At 33.5% G+C, this 23,025-nt stretch carries 18 protein-coding genes; 11 read left to right on the plus strand and 7 right to left on the minus strand.

The features are described 5' to 3' along the window. Nucleotides 1–14: 14 nt before the first annotated feature. The 6 genes from AA088_RS13815 to AA088_RS13840 all read left to right on the plus strand — a co-directional run bounded on the left by AA088_RS13815 (nucleotide 15) and on the right by AA088_RS13840 (nucleotide 9,910). Nucleotides 15–1,277, plus strand: a complete 1,263-nt coding sequence (locus AA088_RS13815; protein ID WP_046745613.1) for a T9SS type A sorting domain-containing protein — start codon at nucleotides 15–17, stop codon at nucleotides 1,275–1,277. Next, nucleotides 1,278–4,103, plus strand: a complete 2,826-nt coding sequence (locus AA088_RS13820) for a gluzincin family metallopeptidase (RefSeq protein WP_241483420.1) — start codon at nucleotides 1,278–1,280, stop codon at nucleotides 4,101–4,103. A 208-nt stretch (nucleotides 4,104–4,311) separates the two neighbouring features. Next, nucleotides 4,312–6,723 carry an alpha-ketoacid dehydrogenase subunit alpha/beta gene (locus tag AA088_RS13825; RefSeq protein WP_046745614.1) on the plus strand — a complete coding sequence of 804 codons (2,412 nt, stop codon included), beginning with the start codon at nucleotides 4,312–4,314 and terminating at the stop codon, nucleotides 6,721–6,723. A gap of 99 nt (nucleotides 6,724–6,822) precedes the next feature. Beyond that, the gene (locus AA088_RS13830; protein ID WP_046745615.1) at nucleotides 6,823–7,620 is read left to right on the plus strand and encodes a DUF1853 family protein; all 798 of its coding nucleotides are present in this window, start codon (nucleotides 6,823–6,825) and stop codon (nucleotides 7,618–7,620) included. A 124-nt stretch (nucleotides 7,621–7,744) separates the two neighbouring features. Next, the gene (locus AA088_RS13835) at nucleotides 7,745–8,929 is read left to right on the plus strand and encodes a cytochrome-c peroxidase (RefSeq protein WP_052752908.1); all 1,185 of its coding nucleotides are present in this window, start codon (nucleotides 7,745–7,747) and stop codon (nucleotides 8,927–8,929) included. 78 nt (nucleotides 8,930–9,007) lie between these two features. Continuing rightward, entirely contained in the window at nucleotides 9,008–9,910 is a 903-nt protein-coding gene (locus AA088_RS13840; RefSeq protein WP_046745616.1) for an ATP-grasp domain-containing protein, read from the plus strand. A gap of 9 nt (nucleotides 9,911–9,919) precedes the next feature. Here the strand turns inward: AA088_RS13840 and AA088_RS13845 are convergent, their stop codons facing one another. Continuing rightward, nucleotides 9,920–10,312 carry a hypothetical protein gene (locus AA088_RS13845; RefSeq protein ID WP_162199692.1) on the minus strand — a complete coding sequence of 131 codons (393 nt, stop codon included), beginning with the start codon at nucleotides 10,310–10,312 and terminating at the stop codon, nucleotides 9,920–9,922. A 34-nt stretch (nucleotides 10,313–10,346) separates the two neighbouring features. Continuing rightward, a complete protein-coding gene (locus tag AA088_RS17740) occupies nucleotides 10,347–11,642 on the minus strand; it encodes an eCIS core domain-containing protein (RefSeq protein WP_052752909.1) in 1,296 nt (431 codons plus the stop codon). Between the two features lie 170 nt (nucleotides 11,643–11,812). Here AA088_RS17740 and AA088_RS18665 point away from each other — a divergent pair, with 170 nt between their 5' ends. Both AA088_RS18665 and AA088_RS13860 read left to right on the plus strand, forming a co-directional pair. Next, nucleotides 11,813–14,626 (plus strand): AAA family ATPase, encoded by a 2,814-nt coding sequence (locus AA088_RS18665; protein WP_046745618.1) that lies wholly within the window; start codon nucleotides 11,813–11,815, stop codon nucleotides 14,624–14,626. 3 nt (nucleotides 14,627–14,629) lie between these two features. Next, on the plus strand, nucleotides 14,630–15,649 hold the full coding sequence (locus tag AA088_RS13860) for an HNH endonuclease family protein (RefSeq protein ID WP_046745619.1): 1,020 nt from the start codon (nucleotides 14,630–14,632) through the stop codon (nucleotides 15,647–15,649). A 49-nt stretch (nucleotides 15,650–15,698) separates the two neighbouring features. Here AA088_RS13860 and holA read toward each other — a convergent pair whose 3' ends face one another. After that, complete coding sequence (gene holA, locus AA088_RS13865; protein ID WP_046745620.1) at nucleotides 15,699–16,703, minus strand: DNA polymerase III subunit delta; 1,005 nt, start codon at nucleotides 16,701–16,703, stop codon at nucleotides 15,699–15,701. 60 nt (nucleotides 16,704–16,763) lie between these two features. Between holA and AA088_RS13870 the strand changes: the two genes are divergently transcribed. Both AA088_RS13870 and AA088_RS13875 read left to right on the plus strand, forming a co-directional pair. Then, nucleotides 16,764–17,213, plus strand: a complete 450-nt coding sequence (locus tag AA088_RS13870) for a type I restriction enzyme HsdR N-terminal domain-containing protein (RefSeq protein ID WP_046745621.1) — start codon at nucleotides 16,764–16,766, stop codon at nucleotides 17,211–17,213. A 35-nt stretch (nucleotides 17,214–17,248) separates the two neighbouring features. After that, nucleotides 17,249–18,244 (plus strand): glycosyltransferase family 2 protein, encoded by a 996-nt coding sequence (locus tag AA088_RS13875; protein ID WP_046745622.1) that lies wholly within the window; start codon nucleotides 17,249–17,251, stop codon nucleotides 18,242–18,244. Between the two features lie 31 nt (nucleotides 18,245–18,275). Here AA088_RS13875 and AA088_RS18410 read toward each other — a convergent pair whose 3' ends face one another. Then, complete coding sequence (locus AA088_RS18410; RefSeq protein WP_157547232.1) at nucleotides 18,276–18,473, minus strand: hypothetical protein; 198 nt, start codon at nucleotides 18,471–18,473, stop codon at nucleotides 18,276–18,278. A gap of 371 nt (nucleotides 18,474–18,844) precedes the next feature. On the opposite strand from AA088_RS18410, the gene AA088_RS13880 reads away from it, so the two are divergent. Then, nucleotides 18,845–19,705 (plus strand): OmpA/MotB family protein, encoded by an 861-nt coding sequence (locus tag AA088_RS13880; protein WP_046745623.1) that lies wholly within the window; start codon nucleotides 18,845–18,847, stop codon nucleotides 19,703–19,705. An 83-nt stretch (nucleotides 19,706–19,788) separates the two neighbouring features. Here the strand turns inward: AA088_RS13880 and AA088_RS13885 are convergent, their stop codons facing one another. The 3 genes from AA088_RS13885 to AA088_RS13895 are packed head-to-tail and all read right to left on the minus strand — an operon-like array spanning nucleotide 19,789 to nucleotide 22,934. Next, the gene (locus AA088_RS13885; protein ID WP_052752910.1) at nucleotides 19,789–21,243 is read right to left on the minus strand and encodes an FAD-dependent oxidoreductase; all 1,455 of its coding nucleotides are present in this window, start codon (nucleotides 21,241–21,243) and stop codon (nucleotides 19,789–19,791) included. Next, nucleotides 21,243–22,292 (minus strand): endolytic transglycosylase MltG, encoded by a 1,050-nt coding sequence (mltG, locus tag AA088_RS13890; RefSeq protein ID WP_082106763.1) that lies wholly within the window; start codon nucleotides 22,290–22,292, stop codon nucleotides 21,243–21,245. The genes AA088_RS13885 and mltG overlap by 1 nt, the downstream gene beginning before the upstream one ends. A gap of 18 nt (nucleotides 22,293–22,310) precedes the next feature. Next, nucleotides 22,311–22,934: an L-threonylcarbamoyladenylate synthase gene (locus AA088_RS13895; protein WP_046745625.1), complete on the minus strand. Its 624-nt coding sequence runs from the start codon at nucleotides 22,932–22,934 to the stop codon at nucleotides 22,311–22,313. Nucleotides 22,935–23,025: the final 91 nt, after the last annotated feature.

Genomic DNA, 23,025 nt, shown 5'->3' on the forward strand with positions numbered 1-23,025 from the left:
GCCCCAAAAAGAAAATGATAAGGAAAATACTCACACTAAGCTTTTGCTTAGGGTTATTACCATTAAATGCACAAGAGAATGTAAAATTAATGTTTTACAATCTCTTGAATTTTCCTGAGCTCTCTATCAACCGTTTGGATGATTTGGAAGTAATCATTACCGACTATCAACCAGATTTATTTATGGTGTGTGAGTTAAACGATGCTTTTGGTGCAGGGTTGATTTTAAACCGGTTACAAACTATCAACCCTAATTATGCGCAAGCCGTTTTTTTTACAAATACTTCTGATGATAACTTTGGCAATTCCAATTTATTACAAAACCTGATTTATTACGATAGTTCAAAATTTATTTTGGAAGGGCAAGATATTATACAAACAACCATTCGCGATTTTAATCGTTACACACTTAAACTCAACACTGTAAATCAATCAACAAATCCTATTAACTTAGAAGTGTTTGTAGGCCATTTAAAAGCTGGAAATTCACCCGAAGATGAAATCAGTCGTTTCTTGATGGTAGAACAGTTAATTTCATATTTTTCTGCACTTGATGTAAACAGTAAAGTTATTTTTGCTGGTGATTTGAATTTATATACAAGTAATGATATTACATTCAATAAACTTACCGATCCAACTAATTTTATAACACTTATAGACCCTATTAATCGTTTGGGTGATTGGCATACAAATAGTTCTTTCATTGATGTTTTTACACAATCTACTAGAACACAAAGTGGATTGGGCGGTGCTTCTGGAGGTTTTGACGATCGTTTTGATTTTATCCTAACTTCTGAAAATATGCTCACCAATACAGATTTGTATTATGTGACTGATTCGTATAAATCGTATGGAAATAATATAAATCCAAACTGTTTCAACAGCGCAATCAATTCGAGTGATTGCGCCGCTTTATCAGGTGCAACTATCAATTATTCGCAATCGCTTAGAGATGCTTTGTACAATATGAGCGACCATTTGCCTGTTGTGATGGAATTGCAAACAAACGAGTCTTTATTACATACACATGAATATACTGCGAACCACTCTTTTCAATTCATACAAGGAAATATAGCCAATCAAGAGCTGTCATTTTTGTTAAATTCTAACCAAAGAAATAACGAATATGTGATATATGATATTTTAGCACGAAAATTGATCGCTGGAAAAGCAGAAAATTACGATATTACCACTGTAGATGTCTCCACTTTACCAAAAGGCATTTACTATTTAAAAATTGATAACTTAAAAGAAACTAAAAAATTTATTAAAAGATAATTGAACCCAAAACAAACTCTTACCGCCTTTTACCTACTATTATTACTGAGTTTTTTTGCTTTTGGACAGCATAAAAATACAGTTACTGCTACCCTATACGCTGAAAGTAACAGAATTAATGTTATACAAAAAATCACGTATCCCAATGAAACAGGAAAAACACTTACCGAAATTTACTTAAATGATTGGAATCATGCTTTTTCTGATAAAAATACGCCACTAGCCAGACGCTTTGCCGAAGAATACCATCGTAATTTTCATTTGGCGAGAAAGAAAAAAAGAGGACATACCACTATTGACGAGATTAAGGTAAATGGAAAATCGTTAAAATGGGAACGAATCCCTGAACAAGTTGACATTATCAAAGTTATACTAGAAACGCCTCTACAACCAGGAGAATCTATTGTTTTTGATTTGAATTACGAAGTCAAGCTTCCAAGTGATGAATTTACACGTTACGGATATGAAAATAATGGAGATTATAGCTTGCGCTATTGGTATATAACTCCTGCTGCATATAACAATGATTGGAAACTTTATAGCAATAAAAATCTAGATGATTTATACACAGAACAAGCAGAACACAATATTACTCTAATTTATCCTGAAAAATTTGATGTAATTTCAAGTGCTGACACTTCCGTAGATGATGGAAGCGGCATGATTCAACTTTCTGCCAAAAATGTAAAAGATATTCGAATATTTCTACGTCAGAACTCGAATTTTAAAACATTTGAAACAAATAAAGTTGCCATCACAACCAATCTAGATCCGTATCGATTGGACGAAAAACAACAAGCCATTGCTATCGATAAAGTGGTGCAATTTATTCATGAAAACTTGGGAGAATTTCCACGGAAAAACATGTTAATCACAGAAATTGACAACAAAAAAAATCCAGTATACGGTTTAGGTCAATTACCTTCTTTCATACGACCATTTACAGATAACTTTCAATATGAAATGAAAGTATTAAAAGCCATCCTAGAAGAAAATCTTGAAGAATCAATATGGATGGATACTCGTAAAGAACAATGGATTTCTGATGCATTAGAAACGTATATGTTGATGTTATATGCAGAAACCTATTACCCAAATATGAAGCTCGCTGGCGGATTGTCAAAAATTTGGGGCGTTCGTTCTTATGAATTTGCAAAATTAGAATTCAACGATCAATATCCTTTTCTATTCATGTTAATGGCGCGCAAAAATATTGATCAACCATTAAGTACTTCCAAAGATTCATTGATTAAATTCAACAATAATATTGGAAACAAGTACAAAGCAGGTGTCGGACTTAAATATTTAAAAGCATATTTTAACGAACAAGTCATTGATGAGTTTATAAAAGAGTTTTATGCAAAAAACCGATTAAAAAAATCGAATCGTTCAGATTTTGAAAATCTCTTAAAAGCTAGAGCTCCTAAAGATATTGAGTGGTTTTTTGATAATTATGTGGATGCCCGTAAACGAATTGATTACAAAATCAAAAAAGTAGAAAAGTTTGACGATTCATTACAGGTAACAATTAAAAATAAATATGATGGGAACTTCCCTATTTCACTCTTTGGACTTCAAAATGATTCTGTAGTTTCTAAATATTGGGTAACAGATATTGGAGAAAAGAAAACAATTACGATTCCACGAGAAAATATTGATCGATTGGTATTAAACTATGATAAAATTATCCCTGAATTTAATCAAAGAGATAACTGGAAATCACTAAATGGTTTTTTTGCAAACAATAAAAAATTAAAGTTTACCTTTTTTAAAGATGCTGAAAACCCTCATTACAATCAAATATTCTTTGTGCCAATTGCCCAATTCAACTTATATGATGGTTTTACACCAGGAATGCGATTTTACAACAAAACATTCCTAACAAAACGTTTATTGTACGATTTTAAACCTTCGTACGGTTTACGATCCAAACAATTTGTTGGATCTGGTAGTATATCTTATCGTCATGATATTGAAAGTGCGGGAAGCGATTTATATTTTGTGCGTTTTACGATGGGTGGAAATTACTACCATTATGCAGAAGATTTAGCATACACACGATTGGTTCCTAAAGTTACTTTTGGTTTTAGAGATCCTGATTTCAGATCTAATCAGAAAGAATTTATCGACTTAAGATATGTCATCGTACAGCGTGACAAACCTACACGAATAGACAGAGTTATTGAAAATGAACCAAATTATAGTGTGTTTAATGCACGATATGTATATTCTAATCCAGACCCTATTCGTCATTTTACTTGGTTTACTGATTTCCAATTAGCCAAACGTTTCTCAAAAGTTTCTTTCAACTTAAACTACCGAAAACTTTTTCAAGACAATCGTCAGTTAAATGTCCGATTCTTCTTTGGAAAATTTTTATTTAACGATACAAGCTCAGATTTTTTCAGTTTTGCACTTGATAGACCTACCGATTATTTATTCGATTATAACTATTACGGACGTTCAGAGGATTCTGGTTTGTTTAGTCAACAATTAATTGTTGCTGAAGGTGGTTTCAAATCAAAACTATCCGATCCATTCTCTAATGACTGGATTGGAACTGCCAATGCAAGTTACAGTATATGGCGATGGATTGAAGCATATGGAGATGTAGGAATCTTAAAAAATAACGGGGTAAATGCTCGTTTTGTGTATGATTCTGGTATTCGTCTTAATTTAGTCCCAGACTATTTTGAATTATACATTCCTGTATATTCCAATAATGGTTGGGAAATTGCGCAACCTGACTTTGACCAACGCATTCGTTTCATCGTGACCTTAAGTCCAAAAACACTCACAAAACTATTTACTAGAAAGTGGTTTTAAAAAATGATACTATTTAAAAAACTAGACTGAAAATCAAAAAAATAAAAAATTAAACAATTATCAGTCAAAAAGTTATTTTCTAAGTAAAATTGAATAAATCGCAATCAAACCGCTCTTTTATTATAATATTTTCATTTTTTTAGCATACTAGCCTATTGTAAAACTGCTCACTTTTTGTTAGATTTGCAACACTTCAATTCAGAGAATTATGCAAGCAAAAATTGAAAATACACAAGACATTTCTTTTGACCAATTCAAGGAAGAAATCATCCAAGATTATACTACAGCTGTTATCAGCCGTGAATGTAGCTTACTAGGTCGTAGAGAAGTGCTTACTGGAAAAGCTAAATTTGGAATTTTTGGTGACGGAAAAGAAGTTCCGCAATTAGCCATGGCAAAAGCATTTCAAAATGGTGATTTTCGCTCTGGTTACTATCGTGATCAAACCTTTATGATGGCAATAGGAGAACTAGATATTCAACAATTTTTTGCTGGTTTATATGCTCATACTGATATTGAGGTAGAACCAATGTCGGCTGGAAGACAAATGGGCGGTCATTTTGCTACGCATAGCTTGGATGAAAATGGCGAATGGAAAAACTTATTACAACAAAAAAACTCAAGCGCCGATATATCTCCTACTGCGGGACAAATGCCTCGATTATTAGGACTCGCACAAGCTTCCAAAATTTATAGACATGTTGAAGGTATAAATGCTGAAAAATTCTCTGATAACGGTAATGAAATTGCATGGGGAACAATAGGAAATGCTAGTACAAGTGAAGGGTTGTTCTTTGAAACAATCAACGCTGCAGGAGTATTACAAGTTCCTATGGTAATGAGTGTTTGGGATGATGAATACGGAATCTCTGTACATGCTAAACATCAAACCACCAAAGAAAATATTTCTGAAATCTTAAAAGGATTTCAACGTACAGCCTCTGAAAAAGGATATGAAATATTTACCGTAAATGGTTGGGACTATCCTTCATTAATTGCTACTTATCAAAAAGCTTCAGATGTTGCACGTGCAGAACATGTTCCTGTATTGATTCACGTACAACAAGTCACACAACCACAAGGACATTCTACTTCAGGTTCACACGAACGTTATAAAAGTAAAGATCGTCTAGCTTGGGAAGCTGAATATGATTGTAATGCTAAAATGCGCCAGTGGATTGTTGAAAATGGTATTGAAACTGATGAAAATTTAAAAGCACTTGAAAAAGATATTAAAAAACAAGTTCGTGATGGAAAAAAAGCAGCATGGACTGCTTTTGTAGCTCCAATGAAGGAAGAACAAGCAGAAGTTGTTTATTTACTAGAAAAGTTGGCTGCTTCAAGTTCTAACAAGGTTTTTATTCAGAAACTTACGGAAGAACTTGAAAAAATTGCGGAACCTATTCGAAAGCAAATTGCAGGAATTGCACGTAGAGCATTGCGTTTGGTAATTGGAGAAGATACTGCTGAAAAAAAGGCACTAAGCGATTGGATTTCTTCTTATTTTGATAAAATTCAGCCAAAATACAGTTCGCATTTATATAGTGAATCTTCTAAAAGTGTGTTGAACATCAAAGAAGAAGCACCAACTTATAATGATGCTGCTGAAGAAGTTGATGCGCGAATTGTTTTAAGAGATAATTTTGATGCCATTTTCTCAAAATATCCTGAAGTATTAATTTTTGGAGAAGATGCAGGAGAAATTGGCGATGTAAACCAAGGCCTTGAAGGTATGCAAGAGAAATACGGAAAACTGCGTGTTTCGGATACAGGAATTAGAGAAGCAACCATTCTCGGACAAGGAATTGGAATGGCTATGCGAGGATTACGCCCCATAGCAGAAATTCAATATTTGGATTATTTATTATATGCGTTGCAGATTATGAGTGATGATCTATCAACCTTACAATACCGTACCAAAGGAAAACAAAAAGCACCTGTAATTATTCGTACACGCGGACATCGCTTGGAAGGAATTTGGCATTCAGGCTCTCCAATGGGAGCAATTATTCATTCCATAAGAGGAATTCACGTTCTAGTACCTAGAAATATGACCAAAGCAGCAGGTTTTTACAACACTTTGCTTGAAAGTGATGAACCAGCGCTCATCGTAGAATGTTTAAATGGATATCGATTAAAAGAACAATTACCAACAAATATAGGAGAATTTAAAACACCTGTTGGAGTTGTTGAAACTATCAAAGAAGGTACTGATATAACCGTAGTTTCGTATGGATCAACCTTACGAATTGTTGAACAAGCTGCCAAAGAATTACAAACTGTCGGAATAGATATTGAAATCATTGATTGTCAATCACTATTACCTTTTGACATTCATCACGATATTGTAAAAAGTGTTCAAAAAACCAATCGCTTGTTAGTTATTGATGAAGACGTTCCTGGTGGAGCTTCTGCTTTCATCCTACAACATATTTTGGACGAACAAAATGCATATCAATACTTAGATAGCAAACCACAAACACTGACAGCCAAAGCACACAGACCAGCATATGGAACTGATGGTGATTATTTTTCAAAACCTTCTACAGAAGATATTTTTGAAAAAATATATGCCATCATGCATGAAGCTAATCCAACGGATTTCCCAAAAATGTATTAAACATTATTTTATAAAAGCACATGAAAGAGGCTGTCTTGTGAAGTGACGTTTTTATCAAACCGAACTCTAAAGACAGCCTCTTTTAATAAGATTATTTTTGTGAAAAAATCTGCACGCATACAATCTGTCTTACATGCGGTAAACTTACAAGAAGAAGTAACCAACTTCCCTAGTTTTACAATATCAGAATTAAAAAATGTACAGGTTGATATAGTTGAGATTGCAACCAATGTGCGCTTAGGACAATTGATTGAAAAAATTGTGGCGCAATTAATTCGTTCTTCATCTAATTATTTATTAATACATGAAAATGTTCAAATTATCCAAAACAAGCAAACTATTGGTGAGTTAGATTTTATTATTCAAGAAAAAGCGACTAATTCTTTTTTTCATGTGGAGTTTGCCTACAAATTTTATTTGCTCGACCCAACTATTTCTTCTAATCAATATGATAACTGGATTGGACCGAATCGAAAAGATACATTACGTGAAAAAATTGAAAAACTACAAGAAAAACAATTTCCACTACTCTATCATGAACACACTAAAACTGTTCTACACGATTTGCATATAGAACACATTTCTCAAAAATTGTGCATGTTGGCATATCTATTTATTCCATATCATTTTTCAGGCACTATCCATCCTCATTATCAAAAAGCAATTAAAGGATATTATGTAAACTTTCCCACTTTTATCGAATTGCATACTCCTGATACAACTTACTATTTTCCTCCTAAAAAAATGTGGGGAATGGAACCATCAGAAAACAATACTTGGCACAGTTTACCTACTATTAAAGCGACTCTAAAAGAGCAATTAGAAACCAATCGTTCTGTATTATGCTGGCAAAAAAGAAAAGACGTTTACTCTCTGTTTTTTATTGTTTGGTGGTAATTTTTTGATTGGAAAATTAAACCTAAACATAAGTTTAAGGTCTAACAATCAATAAATCCTAATCCAATGTGAATTTCTGCTTATGGAAAAAATACTACTTGCTAATTTTAAATTCCTTCCTCTTATGAAAAAGTACGTATTTGTTTGCTTAGCATTGTCAATTTGCGCATGCTCTTCTGATGAAGATGTGTATACAGAAATTCCTGAAGAAACTAATAATCCCACAATTCCTGTAAATTCTAATGTGAATGGCGTTGACATGTCTCTGTATTTTTCAATTAATTTTGACGACTTACCAAATTATAGTAGTCCAGAATATCCAATTCATTACTTAAATAGCATCAATAATCATAATGAACCTACAACTAATCAAGCAACAGATACTGGAGCAATTTTAGGAAGAATTCTTTTTTTTGATAAACAGTTAAGTATCAACAATGCGGTTTCATGTGCAAGTTGTCATCAACAAGGAATTGCCTTTACCGATAATGAGCGTTTTAGTACTGGTTTTGATGGTGTAAATAGTACAAGTGCGCATTCAATGCGATTAGTAAACGCACGATTTTACCAAGGAATCTCTTTTTTTTGGGATAAAAGAGCGCCAACTCTAGAAGATCAAACTACAGAGCCTTTGATAAATAGTGTTGAAATGGGTTTTGATGCTAGCAATGGAGGTATTGCTGCCCTGATTACAAAAATGAACTCGATTGAATATTATCCTGCATTGTTTGAAATGGTATTTGGTGATGCTACAATTACTGAAGATCGAATGCAGCGAGCTTTAGCGCAGTATATTCGTTGTATGGTTTCAACCGATAGCAAGTTTGATCAAGCTTTTGCACAAGTATATAACCCAAATGCTCCAGGCAACGGAATTGGACAAAACTTTCCTCAATTTACCGCAGAAGAAAATTTAGGAAAACAACTCTTCACCAATAATCAAGGTGGCATTAATTGTGCGGCATGTCATCAATTACCAACTTTTTCACTAGCTGCCAATTCTAGAAGTAACGGTTTGGATGCGGGAGAAACAACTCTATTCAAATCTCCTTCGTTAAAAAATGTGGCTTCATCTGCTCAATTCATGCATGATGGAAGATTTTCTAGTTTAGAAGAAGTTGTTGAGTTTTACAATTCTGGTATTCAAAATGGTCCTGCTTTAGACAATAGACTCCGAACACCTAATGGACAACCAATACGCATGAACTTAACTCAAACTGAAAAAAATGCTTTAGTTGCTTTTATGCGCACATTAACAGATGAAAACATCACTGTTGATCCTAAATTTTCCAATCCATTTATCAACTAATCAGTATAACAACTTATATTCAAAAGCCTGTTTTTAATACAGGCTTTTTATATTTGTGTCATCAAAATAATTCCTGCTATGAAACCTATTGATGTTGTGGTACTAACTGACAAACGCTATATAAATCCTACAGAACGTACTGATTATGTAAATAATGTTTTATTAGAAGATCAACTTGTGACAAATGCATTAAAAAACGATGGTTTATATGTTAAAAGACTAGCTTGGGACGATTCTACGTTTGATTGGAGAACTACAAAATATATTCTTTTTAGAACAACTTGGGATTATTTTGATCGATTTAAAGAATTTTCTACTTGGTTGGAAAAGGTTTCGCAGCAAACAATACTTTTAAATTCTGAAAAAATTATTCGTTGGAATATAGATAAACATTATTTACAAGACCTTCATAATGCGGGAATTCCTATTGTTCCTACCTATTTTATTGAAAAAGGAGATACGCGCACATTACAACAAATTCACAATGAACTTTCTTGGAGCAAAACAGTCCTTAAACCGTGTATTTCTGGCGCTGCTCGTCATACATATAAATTAAATTCAGAAACGATTGCTGTACATGAATCTATCCATAAAAATTTGATTGCCAATGAAGCAATGATGCTACAACCATTCATGGAACAAATTCTTACTAAAGGAGAAATATCTATTATGGTTATCAATGGGAACTATACGCATGCAATACTTAAAAAAGCCAAACCCGGCGATTTCAGAGTACAAGATGACTTTGGAGGAAGTGTGCATGAATACAACGCTACACCTCAAGAAATTGAATTTGCCGAAAAAGCGGTGAAAGCTTGTATAGAGAAACCTATTTATGCTCGTGTAGATATGGTTTGGGATAATGAAAATACACTGGCAATTTCAGAGTTAGAGTTGATAGAACCTGAATTGTGGTTTAGAAAACATGAAAAAGCCGCTGAACAGTTAGCCAACGCTATTGTGACATTAATCAATAGTTAAAAAACTAGTTTATAAAAGTTCTGATGCTAATTCGCACCAAATCTTTTCTCGCTGTTCACTATCTTTTTTATTATCTAAACGAGATTCGTATGCAGAAAAAATTAATTCATTATTGTTTACACTACAAGTAAAGCTTGGAATTTGATGATTCTTGTCAGCAATAATAATGACATCTTGGTCATTTGTTGTCATCAAAATCAAATAAAAGTTTCCTACTAAGTATTCCTTTCCATTCATACTTTTATCCATCACCAAGTGTTCTTTAGAAATCATTTCACTTCCTTTTTCTTGAATCAATTTGGTAATTTCAGTGAATGTTTGTGTACTAAAACATGCTGCTTTTTCCATTTGCGTGCAATTGTAATTAAAAATCAATAATAAATATAAAATAGTTTTCTTCATAGTAGTAAGATAGGTAAATATAAGAGTATAAATCTTACCAAGGTGGTGTATTAAACTGAATATCACCTGAAAGTGCTGTTATAGAAATTCGTTGTACCGATTTATCATTATTTGGTTGGTTCCACAAACTCACTACTTCCCCATTTCCTACGTACAAAGCAACATGACTTGGCATTGACCCACCACTTGGCGTATAAAATATCAAATCGCCTACGTTTGGAGTTGGCGCAGCACCTCCTGAAGAAGTTAACATAGGTAAACCTGCATGCCAACCCAAAGCAGCCCATATAGAAGCCGTTGGATTAGGTGTTGGCATAGCAGCACCATAAAAAGCTTGAATCCAAGCAGTATCAATTTGGTTGGTCACATATGCTGCATACATTATACTTTCCCAACAATTCATACTCGCAGTATTTGGTAAAGTTCCTGTTCCTCCTCCAACAACAAAATATTGATAAAAATCTGAAGCTGTTGGGTTTTTCCATTCTTGATTACCTACCATTCCACTCATTGCTGAAACTGTAGCGTCATTTATATAGCTATGCCCACAAAATCCAGTAAGAATATTTCCTGAAAGTCGCCTTCTGCCTTCAGCATTTAAAATAATACCTGATTGACTTGTATCTACTTCTACATTCAACCATCCACTTGAATTTCCAATCACATTAACTAACGTTCCGTCTGGTAAGTCTGCCAAAGTATCACCACTTGGAGCATGTCGTAAAGCTAGAAGCAAAGCATTTTCTACAATTCCCGTCCAAGGATATGGCGATTTAATAAGGCGTTGGATAGGCATATTAGCATCTTTTGACTGCACAGTTGTTGTTGAAGAAGCTTTTACACCACGATACTTAGAAATTGTTTCTCCTTTAATGGCTTTCTTCCCTAAAGAATCAGCCTCTTTTTCTAAATGTTGACTATCATTTAAAGCTATTCCTTTTTGTAAAATTTTAGTAGGTTTTACTACACCCGCTCGTTGTTGAGCTACATGTGTAAATTCATGCCCAATTAAATTTTGTCCTTGAGAAGAATTAGGATTGAATTCTCCTGGCGCAAAATGAACTTGTTCTCCTTGTGTAAAAGCACGGGCATTCATCTGAACTGCTTTTTGAGAATTGGTATGAACAGAAACCGTTGAAAAATCTTGCCCTAATGAACTTTCCATCTTTGATTGTAAATGAGTAGGCAATCCATTATTGGGTTTAGAAGCTGTAGATGGAGGTGTAAAACTATTTGCATCTGCTTTAGGTTTTACAAAGGCACTTTGTTTTTTTCTTTGTGTAACTTGTGCTGTCTTCTCCTTATTTTCAGTCTGCTTCTTGGTTTTCATTTACTAATTGTATGAGATGTTACATGCCTTTTTTAGAGTATACAAAGTATTAATTCTTCAAAAGTGAACATAGGGGAAAAACACTGTATTTTCACTCTTTTCTTTAGTTTTTATGAAATATTCACGTACTTTATGTAAACAAATACCTTAATTCTCCAAAATTTATTGTTGTGATTAAAATTGACAGAACTCGTATACCTAAACCCAAATTCTTTCACTCTAAAGAATACGAACGCTTACAGCAAGAAATCAGTGATTTTTATAATTTACACAAAAACACGAGAGCACAACGCACCTATTCAGTGGGTTATTTACATACTGAAGTAATCACTGCTGTTATGGAATTGTTTGATCATAAGTGTGCCTATTGCGAATCGCATTTAATGGCTTTAAAATCTGGATACGATTCGTATGTTCATAGATTTCGACCAGATAGCTACTCGCAAGGATTTGACAGTAGAGAAATTGATGCCGATCATTATTGGTGGTTAACCTATGAATGGGAGAATTTATATGCTGCTTGTCATAGCTGTCAACGTTTTAAATCGAATATATTTCCTGTGCAAGGAAAAAGAGCTCCTCTAAAAACTCCGCATGAAACTCTCTTCAAAAAAGAAAATGCGTACTTGATTGATCCTTGTACTGATGAACCAAGTCAGTTTTTTTATTTCAACTTTGACACTCATGAAATCGTACCTGCAACGGAAAAGTATACGGTATCCGTATCAAATATAACTTTTACACCTACTATTGGTGAAATGATTAAGCAAAAAGCAGAAGCAACTATTCAAATTTTAGGACTCAATAGGCGTGATTTGATTGCTGAACGACAAAGAGTTGCAGGTGATATACAACGTGACGTAGAAAATTTACGAAAAAACAACAAAAATTCGCATGCTATTGCTGAAGAGTGGAACGATATACTAACCGGAACTTCTAAAAAAAATCATCTAGCATATCGAAAAGCATTAATTAAAAACTATTTAGAAGATAAAGAAATTGCTTCAATTATTTCAGGTCTTACCAGTCAAATACAGTCATACCTTAATCAGCAACAACAACAACAACAACAACAACAACAACAACAACAACAACAACAACAACAACAACAACAACAACAACAACAACAACAACAACAACAACAACAACAACAACAACAACAACAACAACAACAACAACAACAACAACAACAACAACAACAACAACAACAACAACAACAACAACAACAACAACAACAACAACAACAACAACAACAACAACAACAACAACAACAACAACAACAACAACAACAACAACAACAACAACAACAACAACAACAACAACAACAACAACAACAACAACAACAACAACAACAACAACAACAACAACAACAACAACAACAACAACAACAACAACAACAACAACAACAACAACAACAACAACAACAACAACAACAACAACAACAACAACAACAACAACAACAACAACAACAACAACAACAACAACAACAACAACAACAACAACAACAACAACAACAACAAATGCCTCCAGACTTTGCTGCTCAAGAACCAATTTCTGGAAGTGATAATGTTTTTGAATCTTTAGAATTTCCGTTAGAAGAAACGCCACGAGGCTTTAAAAGAGATAAAACCAAAGCTCCCAAAACAGACAAAACTATTTTTAATAAAAAAGACGACCAATATTTTACAAGTATTTTAAAAAATGTGTATCTAGACAAGATTGAATTGCACAATTTTAAATGCTTTTCTGACTTAACTCTAGAATTGCCTGCCTATTCAGAAGATACAAGTGCCGAGCCTTGGTTGGTTTTTTTGGGAGAAAATGGTGTAGGGAAAAGTTCTGTACTCAAAGCGATTGCTATGGCTTTGATGGGACAAAATTATTTGGATGCGCTTGGAATTGAAGTAAATGATGTGTTAAAATATGGGAAACAAAAAGGACATATACGAGTATATGGGAAAGGAAGTGCCGATTTTTTTGAAGTGACCTACAATAAAAAATCTAATAAACTAATTGCTAATATTCAAAAACCACCAGCATTTATTATAGGATATGGCTCTACTCGCCTATTGCCTATTGGCAAATTAGAACCCGAAAAAAATCATCCGAGTTACATAAAAATTAAAAATTTATTTGACGCGTCAGTCTCATTATCTAATGCAAAAGAATGGTTTTTAAATAGTGATCGTAAAACGTTCGATCAAGTTTCTAAAACACTTAAAAATCTTTTATTACTTGACGACTTAGATTCTATTCAACGAAGTATCAAGAATAAGGAAATACTCATCAAATACCATCGAACTGGCGATCGGATTAATATCAAACATCTGAGTGATGGCTATAAATCTATTTTTGCCGTAGCGATTGATATGATTTACACACTCTCCCAAGAAAACGTAGTATATGAATTGGCAGAAGGAATTGTTCTTATTGACGAAATTGGTACGCACTTGCATCCTCGTTGGAAGATGGAAATTGTAGATCGTTTACGCAAAACGTTTCCAAAAATTCAATTTATAATAACAACACATGAACCACTCTGTTTGCGTGGTTTAAAAAATAATGAAGTGGTAGTGTTACGCCGAAATAGCGAGAATACTATTGAAGCGTTGAATGACCTTCCTAATCCGAGTAGTTTACGTGTGGATCAATTGTTAACGTCCGAATTTTTTGGATTGAATAGTACGATTGATGCAGCTACCGAAGATTTATTCAAATCGTACTACGATTTATTAGCAATTTCAGAGACAGATAGAACAGATTCTCAGAAAAGTGAAATCGTTCGATTGAAAAAAGAAATTGATGAACAAAAATATATGCGTTTTGGAAGCGATTTACGAGAAGAATTAGTGTATCAAGCTGTAGATGAGCTAATCGCTAAAAACATTCGTCAAAACCATCTAAAAATAGAGACAAAAGATATTAAACAACAAACTATTTCTAAAGTACAAGATCTTTGGAAAAATTTGGATCTTAAAAAGTAGTGTATGATTTTCATTGATAGAAATTTGGTTAACGCACCAGAAGAATTGATAGATGAAAATGGTGCGGGAAAAAAAGAACTCGCAAAAGCAATTGCGCATTATACAAGTGCAAACAGAGATAAAGCGTATGACAAATACAACGCTTACAAGCTTGAAAATGTGAAAGAAGCACTAAAAAAATTAAGCAAAAACAAGTGCGCCTATTGCGAAAGCATCTTTTTGCATGCTCATGTAGGCGATATTGAGCATTTTAGACCTAAAGGCGGTGTTGAATTTGAATACAAAGTTTGTCAACATTGCGAACAAGAATATCCCAAATACAGTGATGGAATAGTAGAAAATAAAGTGTGTACACATTGTGGGGAAGCGCCAACAGGTAGTAAAAAACAGCTTGCAAAATTAACCAAGAAAAAAATGATTAAACCAGGGTATTATTGGTTAGCGGCAGATTGGAATAATTTGTTTTTATCGTGTAGAAATTGCAATCAGAAATCGAAACAGTTGTTAGCGAATGCTGTAGAATTAGAATCGGTTGGAAAAATGAATCAATTTCCCTTGTTAGATGAAAACTTACGTTTAAAAACGCATACCGATCTTTTAGAGAATGAAGAAAATGTACGATTGTTAATCAATCCATCAGTAGAAGATCCTGAAGATTATTTTGAATACGATATAGAATCGGGTGTAATTCGAGCTAAAAAAACAAACGACTTGATTGAGAAAAGAGCGTTGGCTTCTATCAAAATATATTCGTTGCAACGTGTTCCGTTGGTGCATTTACGAGAAAAAAAGATAGTGGATATTTCACGACAAATGAAACGTGTAGAACGTGAATTACGGAATGTTAATACATTTTACGATCCCGACAATCCTGATACACATACTTTTGTAGAAAGTCTTCAAGAAGAATTAGCAATACTTAAAGGTTTTTTAAATGAAAAAGAAGAGTTTGTAGGACTTGCCAAACAGATGATTGGAACTTTTTTAATGGAAAATTTTCAAATTGATATTAATGCAGCGTAGATAAAAGTATCTTCAAAATGTAGAATTACATTAATCTATCAGAAAAAAACTAATTCATAATCTTTACCAGCAACTCCTTCAACAAATCTCCATTAGAAAGATTACTTGCTCCTACTCCTTTACTCTTTACATCCATTTCACGAAGTGTAGCTACAATTGCACTCACTTTTTTCATAGGATAATTACGTGCTGCTGTTTGATATTCTTTCACAAAATACGGATTGATTTTTAACACAGAAGCTACATTTCTAGGGGTTTGATCTCGCAACCCATGGTATTGCAACAATTGAGAAAAAAAGTTAAAAAGTAGTGAAACCGTTACCACTGTTGGATTATCCTTTGGGTTTTCAGAAAAATACGTAATAATTTGAAATGCTTTTTTAATATCGCCATCTCCTATCGCCTTTCGAAGTTCAAAGTTGTTATAATCTTTACTAATTCCTATATTTTCTTCAATAGCTTCAGCAGTTATTTCACTTCCTTTTGGTAAAATGAGTTTTAGTTTTTCGAGTTCATTATCAATCTTGCTCAAATTTGTTCCCAAAAACTCAACCAACATCTGTGCTGCTTTCGGCGTTATGTGATATTTTTTCCCAGCCAATACTCTACGAATCCAATCTGCAACTTGATTTTCGTACAGTTTTTTACTTTCATACATCACGCCATTTTTCGCAATTACTTTATGAAGTTTCTTGCGCTTGTCAATCTTTTTATACTTGTAACAAATAACTAATACTGTAGAAGGTTGCGGATTTTCAGCATACTCAACAAGTTTCTCAATAGTTCTTGAAAGATCTTGCGCCTCTTTCACAATTACAACTTGTCGTTCAGCCATCATTGGATAACGCTTTGCATTCGATACAATATCTTCTATCGTTACATCACGACCATATAAAATCATTTGGTTAAACCCTTTCTCTTCTTCTGCTAAAACATTATCTTCAATATAGGCTGCAATTTTATCAATATAATAAGATTCTTCTCCCATCAAGAAGTAGATAGGTTTTATATTTCCTTTCTGTATATCAATAACAATCTGTTTTGCTTCTTCCATGTGTTGTGACAAATGTGGAATTGTATTGGTTTTCGATGTACGAATCGTTAGTTTTGCGCTATGGAACTATTGAATTTTCCAAAATATACATTCCGCTTCAAAAATAGGGAAAATAAAATCTATATTTTTGATGCAATACGGAAAAAGTTTGTGGTGCTGACTCCTGAAGAATGGGTGCGGCAACACGTAGTTCAATTTTTAATTGAAGAAAAAAAATATCCTTCAAGTCTTATAAATATTGAAAAAGAACTCATCTTCAACGGATTAAAAAGAAGATACGATATCGTCATTTTTAATTCAGATGGAAGTATTTTTTTAGTGGTTGAATGCAAACGAAGTACAGTACCAATTCTACAAAATACTTTTGATCAAATAGCGCGATACAATATGGTACTAAAATCTCAATATTTAATGGTCACTAACGGACTAAATCATTATTATTGTACTATGGATTATGAAGCTAAACAGTATCATTTTTTAAGAAATATTCCAGATTATAGCAAAACATAAATGTATCATTTTAAGATACAAAACTCAGTACAAACATGAAGATTGCCATTGTCATACTTAATTGGAACGGGAAAAAATTACTTAAAGATTTTCTCCCAAGTGTAGTGGCATTTTCTAAAGAAGCGACTGTATATGTAGCAGATAATGCCTCAACCGATGATTCTGTAGCCTATATCCAGGCAAATTTCCCATCAGTAGTAATTATCCAAAATGACGTAAATGGCGGATATGCTAAAGGATATAATGATGCGTTACCTTTTGTAGAAGAACCTATTTTTTGCTTGCTAAACTCTGATGTGGAAGTAACTGAAAATTGGCTTACTCCTATTAAATCACATTTTCAATCTCATCCTGAAACAGCTATTATTCAACCTAAAATTTTAGATTTTAAGAAAAAAACTCATTTTGAGTATGCAGGTGCTAGCGGTGGCTTTATAGATAAATACGGCTATCCGTTTTGTCGCGGACGTATTTTTACCACACTTGAAGAAGATAAGGGGCAATACAACACAACACAAGATATTTTTTGGGCTTCTGGAGCGTGTTTTTTTATACGAAAAGAAGTATTTCACGAATTACAAGGTTTTGATGAAGATTTTTTTGCCCACCAAGAAGAAATTGATGTGTGTTGGCGAGCTTTTAACCTTGGTTACAAAACGGTTTGCATTCCTAAAAGTGTGGTGTATCATGTTGGCGGCGCTACTTTAGACAGTTTACATCCTCGGAAAACCTACTTAAATTTTAGGAATTCGCTATGTATGCTGGTCAAAAATTTACCTAAAGGCACTATTTTCCCAATCATTTTTACACGTTTGGTTTTGGACGGAATTGCGGGCATTCAATTTGCTTTTCAATTGAAATTTAAACATACTTTTGCCATCTTAAAAGCACATTTTCACTTTTACGCACGAATTTCTAAAATGTTAGCAAAGCGAGGAAAAACACAGCAAAAACACTACTTCAACCACAAATCAATAATATACAGCTATTTTATAAAAGAAAAGAAAGTATTTTCTGACGTACATAGCTAAAAAAGACGAACCTAAGTTCGTCTTATACTCATTAGCATGGGCTTCCGCATCCTGAAGCATAGGTTCCATTATACCTACACATACCATGAAAGTTTGTCTTATAATCACATAAGTACGTAGGTGTATATTCACAAGGACTATAATACGAAGCTATTCCTCCTGAAATCTTATTAAGATTCGAAATCTTTTCTTTATTAACATTTAATAATTTTAGACTCTTTTTTTTCATAATAAATAATTTGTTTTATGTGTTAAACTATCATAAAACTAGAGTGGATTTTCAGTTAAAACAACTTATACAAAGCCCATTTTATAAAATAGAGGCTGTAATATCATTACAAATTGATATTGTTATTTTTTGAAGAGAAAAAATAAATTCTAGTGGATGTGTCAACCCTAAAAGCCGCATACACCTATTTTGCGAAAAATGCATAAAAAAAGACTAAAGACCTCTTTTTTATCAACGTATTGACCTCTTTTTTTAGGTGTTAAAAAATCTTTACTTAAGAGTTTTAAAACTTTGTTAATACTTCTTATATCAACTGTATTTTTAATATTTTTGGAGTTATAATTTCAAAAAACCGTTTTAATAAAACATTTATGAAGAAGATTTTTTTATTGGCAGCCACAGCGTCTATTCTCCTATCATCATGTGTTTCTAAAAAAGACTATGCCGCTTTAGAAGCGAGACAAAAAGAAACACAGGATTTATTAAACTCTGCAACTGTTAAATTGAATGCTTGTTTGGAAGAAAAAGCCTCTGCCACAGCAAAAGCTGAAACATTACAAGACCAAGTAAAAGACTTAAAAGAAGCAAATAAAGGATTGATTGAAAACACGAAAGATATGACTGTGTTGACAACCAAAGGTGCTGAAAACCTTGAGAAATCCTTAGAGAGTTTAAAAGAAAAGGATTTAAAAATTTCTCGTTTGCAAGATGCATTGAACAAAAAAGATAGCGTAACGCTTGCTATTGTTTCTAGCTTGAAAAAAGCTGTTGGAATTGACGATCCAGACATTGAAATCAACGTTGAAAAAGGTGTTGTATTTATCTCTATTGCAGATAAATTGTTGTTCCAAAGTGGAAGCTACAAAGTAACTTCTAGAGCTAAAGAAGTATTAGGAAAAGTAGCAAAAGTTGTAAATAGCAAACCTGATTTCGAATGTATGGTAGAAGGTCATACTGACAATGTTCCTTACGATCGTGGTGTATTAGAAGACAACTGGGATTTGAGTGTAAAACGTGCTACTTCTGTTGTTCGTGTATTACAAGAATTAGGTGTTGATCCTGGAAAACTAATCGCTGCTGGACGTAGTTACCATGTTCCATTGGTTGAAAATGATACACCAGAAAATAGAGCTACCAACAGACGTACACGAATTATCGTGTTACCTAAAATTGATCAGTTTTACGACATGATTGAGAAAGAAATGAAAACACTTTCCGCAGAAGGAAAATAATATAGTTTTTAGGCTTATAAAGAGAAAGCACTCCTTTTGGGAGTGCTTTTTTATTTTGGAGATAAAAAATCTATTTCAATAAATTATAACGAAATACTTTGCGGATGTTGAAAACGATTGTCAGGATCTAATTGTTTTTTAATTTCTTTTAACTCAGATAAATATTTTCCATAATATGCTATTTCAAAGTCTTTGAAGTTACTGTCTGGATAATTTCGATAATGCGCTCTGATTCCATGATCATAAAACAATTGTTGCACTTCTTGAAAAATTGCCAATCTACTCGCCTCTTGAGATGGCTGTTCCCAATACGATTGTAATTCTGATAAATACGAATAACTTCTGTGAGGAAACACAGATTGCTTTTCGGCAGTTTCAGAATTAATATTTCCTCCAAGAGTATTAATCTGATAAATTAATCCTTTAGATGATAGTACTTTAGACAATACATTATCTAAACATCCTTCAATACTAGAAAAGTCATTATACATACCAGCACAAGCATTTTTAAAATATATAGGATGTTGTACACCATAAAAAGAAGTCAGTGCACGTGCTAGCGGTCGCTTACTTCCCACAGTAGCCTTGTCTGAAATTTTCTTTAAAGCATCATACATTGGCATTACATTCTTTACATCATCCGTATAGTTTGTAATCAAAATAGTGAGTGTAGTTCCGTTCAGTACAAAAGCTGAAAAAGCGCTAATAGGTAGTTTTTGAGTATGATAAAACCATTCTTCAAGTATTTTTTTAGCCCTATCGGTTGTTAGTTTATATGATTTACAACGAAATGCTTGGAAAAAATTTGGTGCTTGGTATGTTCTAAATTTCATCTTTGTTACTACGCCAAAGTTTCCATTTCCACCACCTTTACACGCCTTTAAAATAGCCGAATTTCCACTTTCATGACGAATATTGCCGTTTCCATCCACTATAGTGATTGCTTGCAAACTGTCACATGTTAAACCATATTTACGACTAAAGAAACCATAGCCACCACCAAGTGTAAGCCCAGCCACACCTACAGTTGCACAGGATCCTGCAGGTAAAATTCGTTGTTTTGGCAGCAATTCATCATACATTTCTTTTAGTACACAACCAGCTTCAATAGTCACACTATGATCAGGATTCCACTCCATTTTTTTCATCGCAGAAACATCAACCACAAGTCCATTGTTTGTACTTGAAAAGCCTTCAAAGCTATGTCCGCCACTTTTTACAACAACATTTAGGTTTTTATATTGAGCAAATTTGATAGCATCGGCAACTCCTTGTGTTGTAAAGCATTGGGCTATATAGGTAGGTGATTGCTGAAAACGTTTGTTAAAACGAACGGTTAATTCTTGATATCCTTCGTCTGCTTTTTGGTAAAGTTTTACATTTTCTGGAAGCAGTTGGGACACTGTAAATGCCTCTTCTTTTTCCTCAACTACTGTACTCTTTTGTTTTTTGTCATCATCAACACAGGAAAATAGCGTATAACCTATGCCACCAAGCATTATTAATTTTGTAAAATCTCTGCGATTGTATGCTGACATTATCGATAGATATTTCGTTCGTTAAGTGCCTTGTGATATTTACGAGCATTAATCTCGTGTTGGCGATTGGTTTTTGCAAAGTTGGAATAACCAGAAAAGTCTTCTTTAGCACAGAAAAAGATGTAATCGTGCTTTTCATAATTTAACACTGCGTCAATGTACTGTATGGAAGGAATATAAATTGGTCCAGGAGGCAAACCTTTGTATTTGTAGGTATTGTAGGGAGAATCTAATTCTTTGTACTTGTTTAAAACGCGTTTTATGGTAAAATCTCCTAACACCCAAACCAACGTAGGATCTGCATCAAGCGGAATTCCACGTTTAAGACGATTAACATATACACCTGCAATTTTAGGTGCTTCATCCATCATAATGGTTTCACAAACCACAATAGAAGCCAAAGTAGAAACTTCTGTTTGTGTTAATCCCATTGCTTTCGCTTTTGCCTGACGATCAGGAGTCCAAAAACGCTTGTATTCTTTAGCTAATTTTGCAATTAATTCTTCTGCCGAAATGTCCCAATATACATTGTAAGTGTTTGGGATAAACATTGTGTTGATGGTTGTTGGAGTAAATCCGTATTTATTTGTAAATGTTTCGTCTGTAATCAGTTGCAATATATCTTCTGCGGTCAATTCAACGGTTAGTGCAATCTTTTCGGCAAGTTCTTTTTTAGTTCGAGCATTAGTAAACGTAACTTGTGTTTCTTTTTCTCCATTTCCTTGACGTAGGTCTTCAACAATTTTACCGTAACTAACATTTTTTGGAAAAACATATTTTCCTGCTTCAAGAGTCGCTTGTTTTAAGTTTCGGAAGTTGGCATATTTTCGAAACTTTTCTATATCGCTTATCATCTTTTTAGTTTGTAAGCTATCCAAAACTTCTTCGAAAGTAGCACCTGTAGGAACATAAAAAGTTGTTTCTTCCTGAATTGAAGCTGTTTTTTTTCCATAAAAATACATGGATCCTTTAGGATATATCAATATAAAACCTACTACACCTAATGCAAGAATGATGAGTAAGAATGCTTTAACGGTTTTCTTTTTCACTATACTTTTTAAAAATTTTTAAAGAATTACATCAATATCTCCTTTTCCTTCACGAATTACTTCAGGTTCATATCCTGATAGGTCAATAATGGTAGAAGCTACATTATCTCCATAACCGCCATCAATTACTGCATCTACAAGGCTATCCCACTTTTCTAGTATCAATTCTGGATCGGTCGTATATTCAATTACATCGTCTTCATCATATATAGAAGTAGATACAATTGGATTACCTAACTCACTAACAATTGTACGTGCAATGGTATTATCTGGCACACGAATTCCAACCGTTTTTTTCTTTTTAAATGCTTTAGGAAGATTATTATTTCCTGGAAGAATAAACGTATAAGGTCCTGGTAAGGCTTTTTTAAGAATCTTATAAGTCGCTGTATCAATTTGACGAACATAATCACTTATATGGCTCAAATCATTACAAATAAATGAAAAGTTTGCTTTTTCTAACTTTATTCCCTTGATGCGAGCAATACGCTCTAGCGCTTTGGTATTAGTAATATCACAACCCAAACCGTATACGGTATCGGTAGGATAAATGACCAATCCACCATCACGCAATATATCCACGACTTTTTTTATTTCTCGTGGATTTGGATTTTCGTTATATAGTTTGATGAACTCTGCCATTTCGATACTTCTTAGGTATACAAAAGTAATTTATTTTTAGTTAAAATATACATTCTAATCACAATCTCCCTTGTTGACTGATATTTATATA

The organism is Kordia zhangzhouensis, from assembly GCF_001005305.1.
GTDB lineage: Bacteria > Bacteroidota > Bacteroidia > Flavobacteriales > Flavobacteriaceae > Kordia > Kordia zhangzhouensis.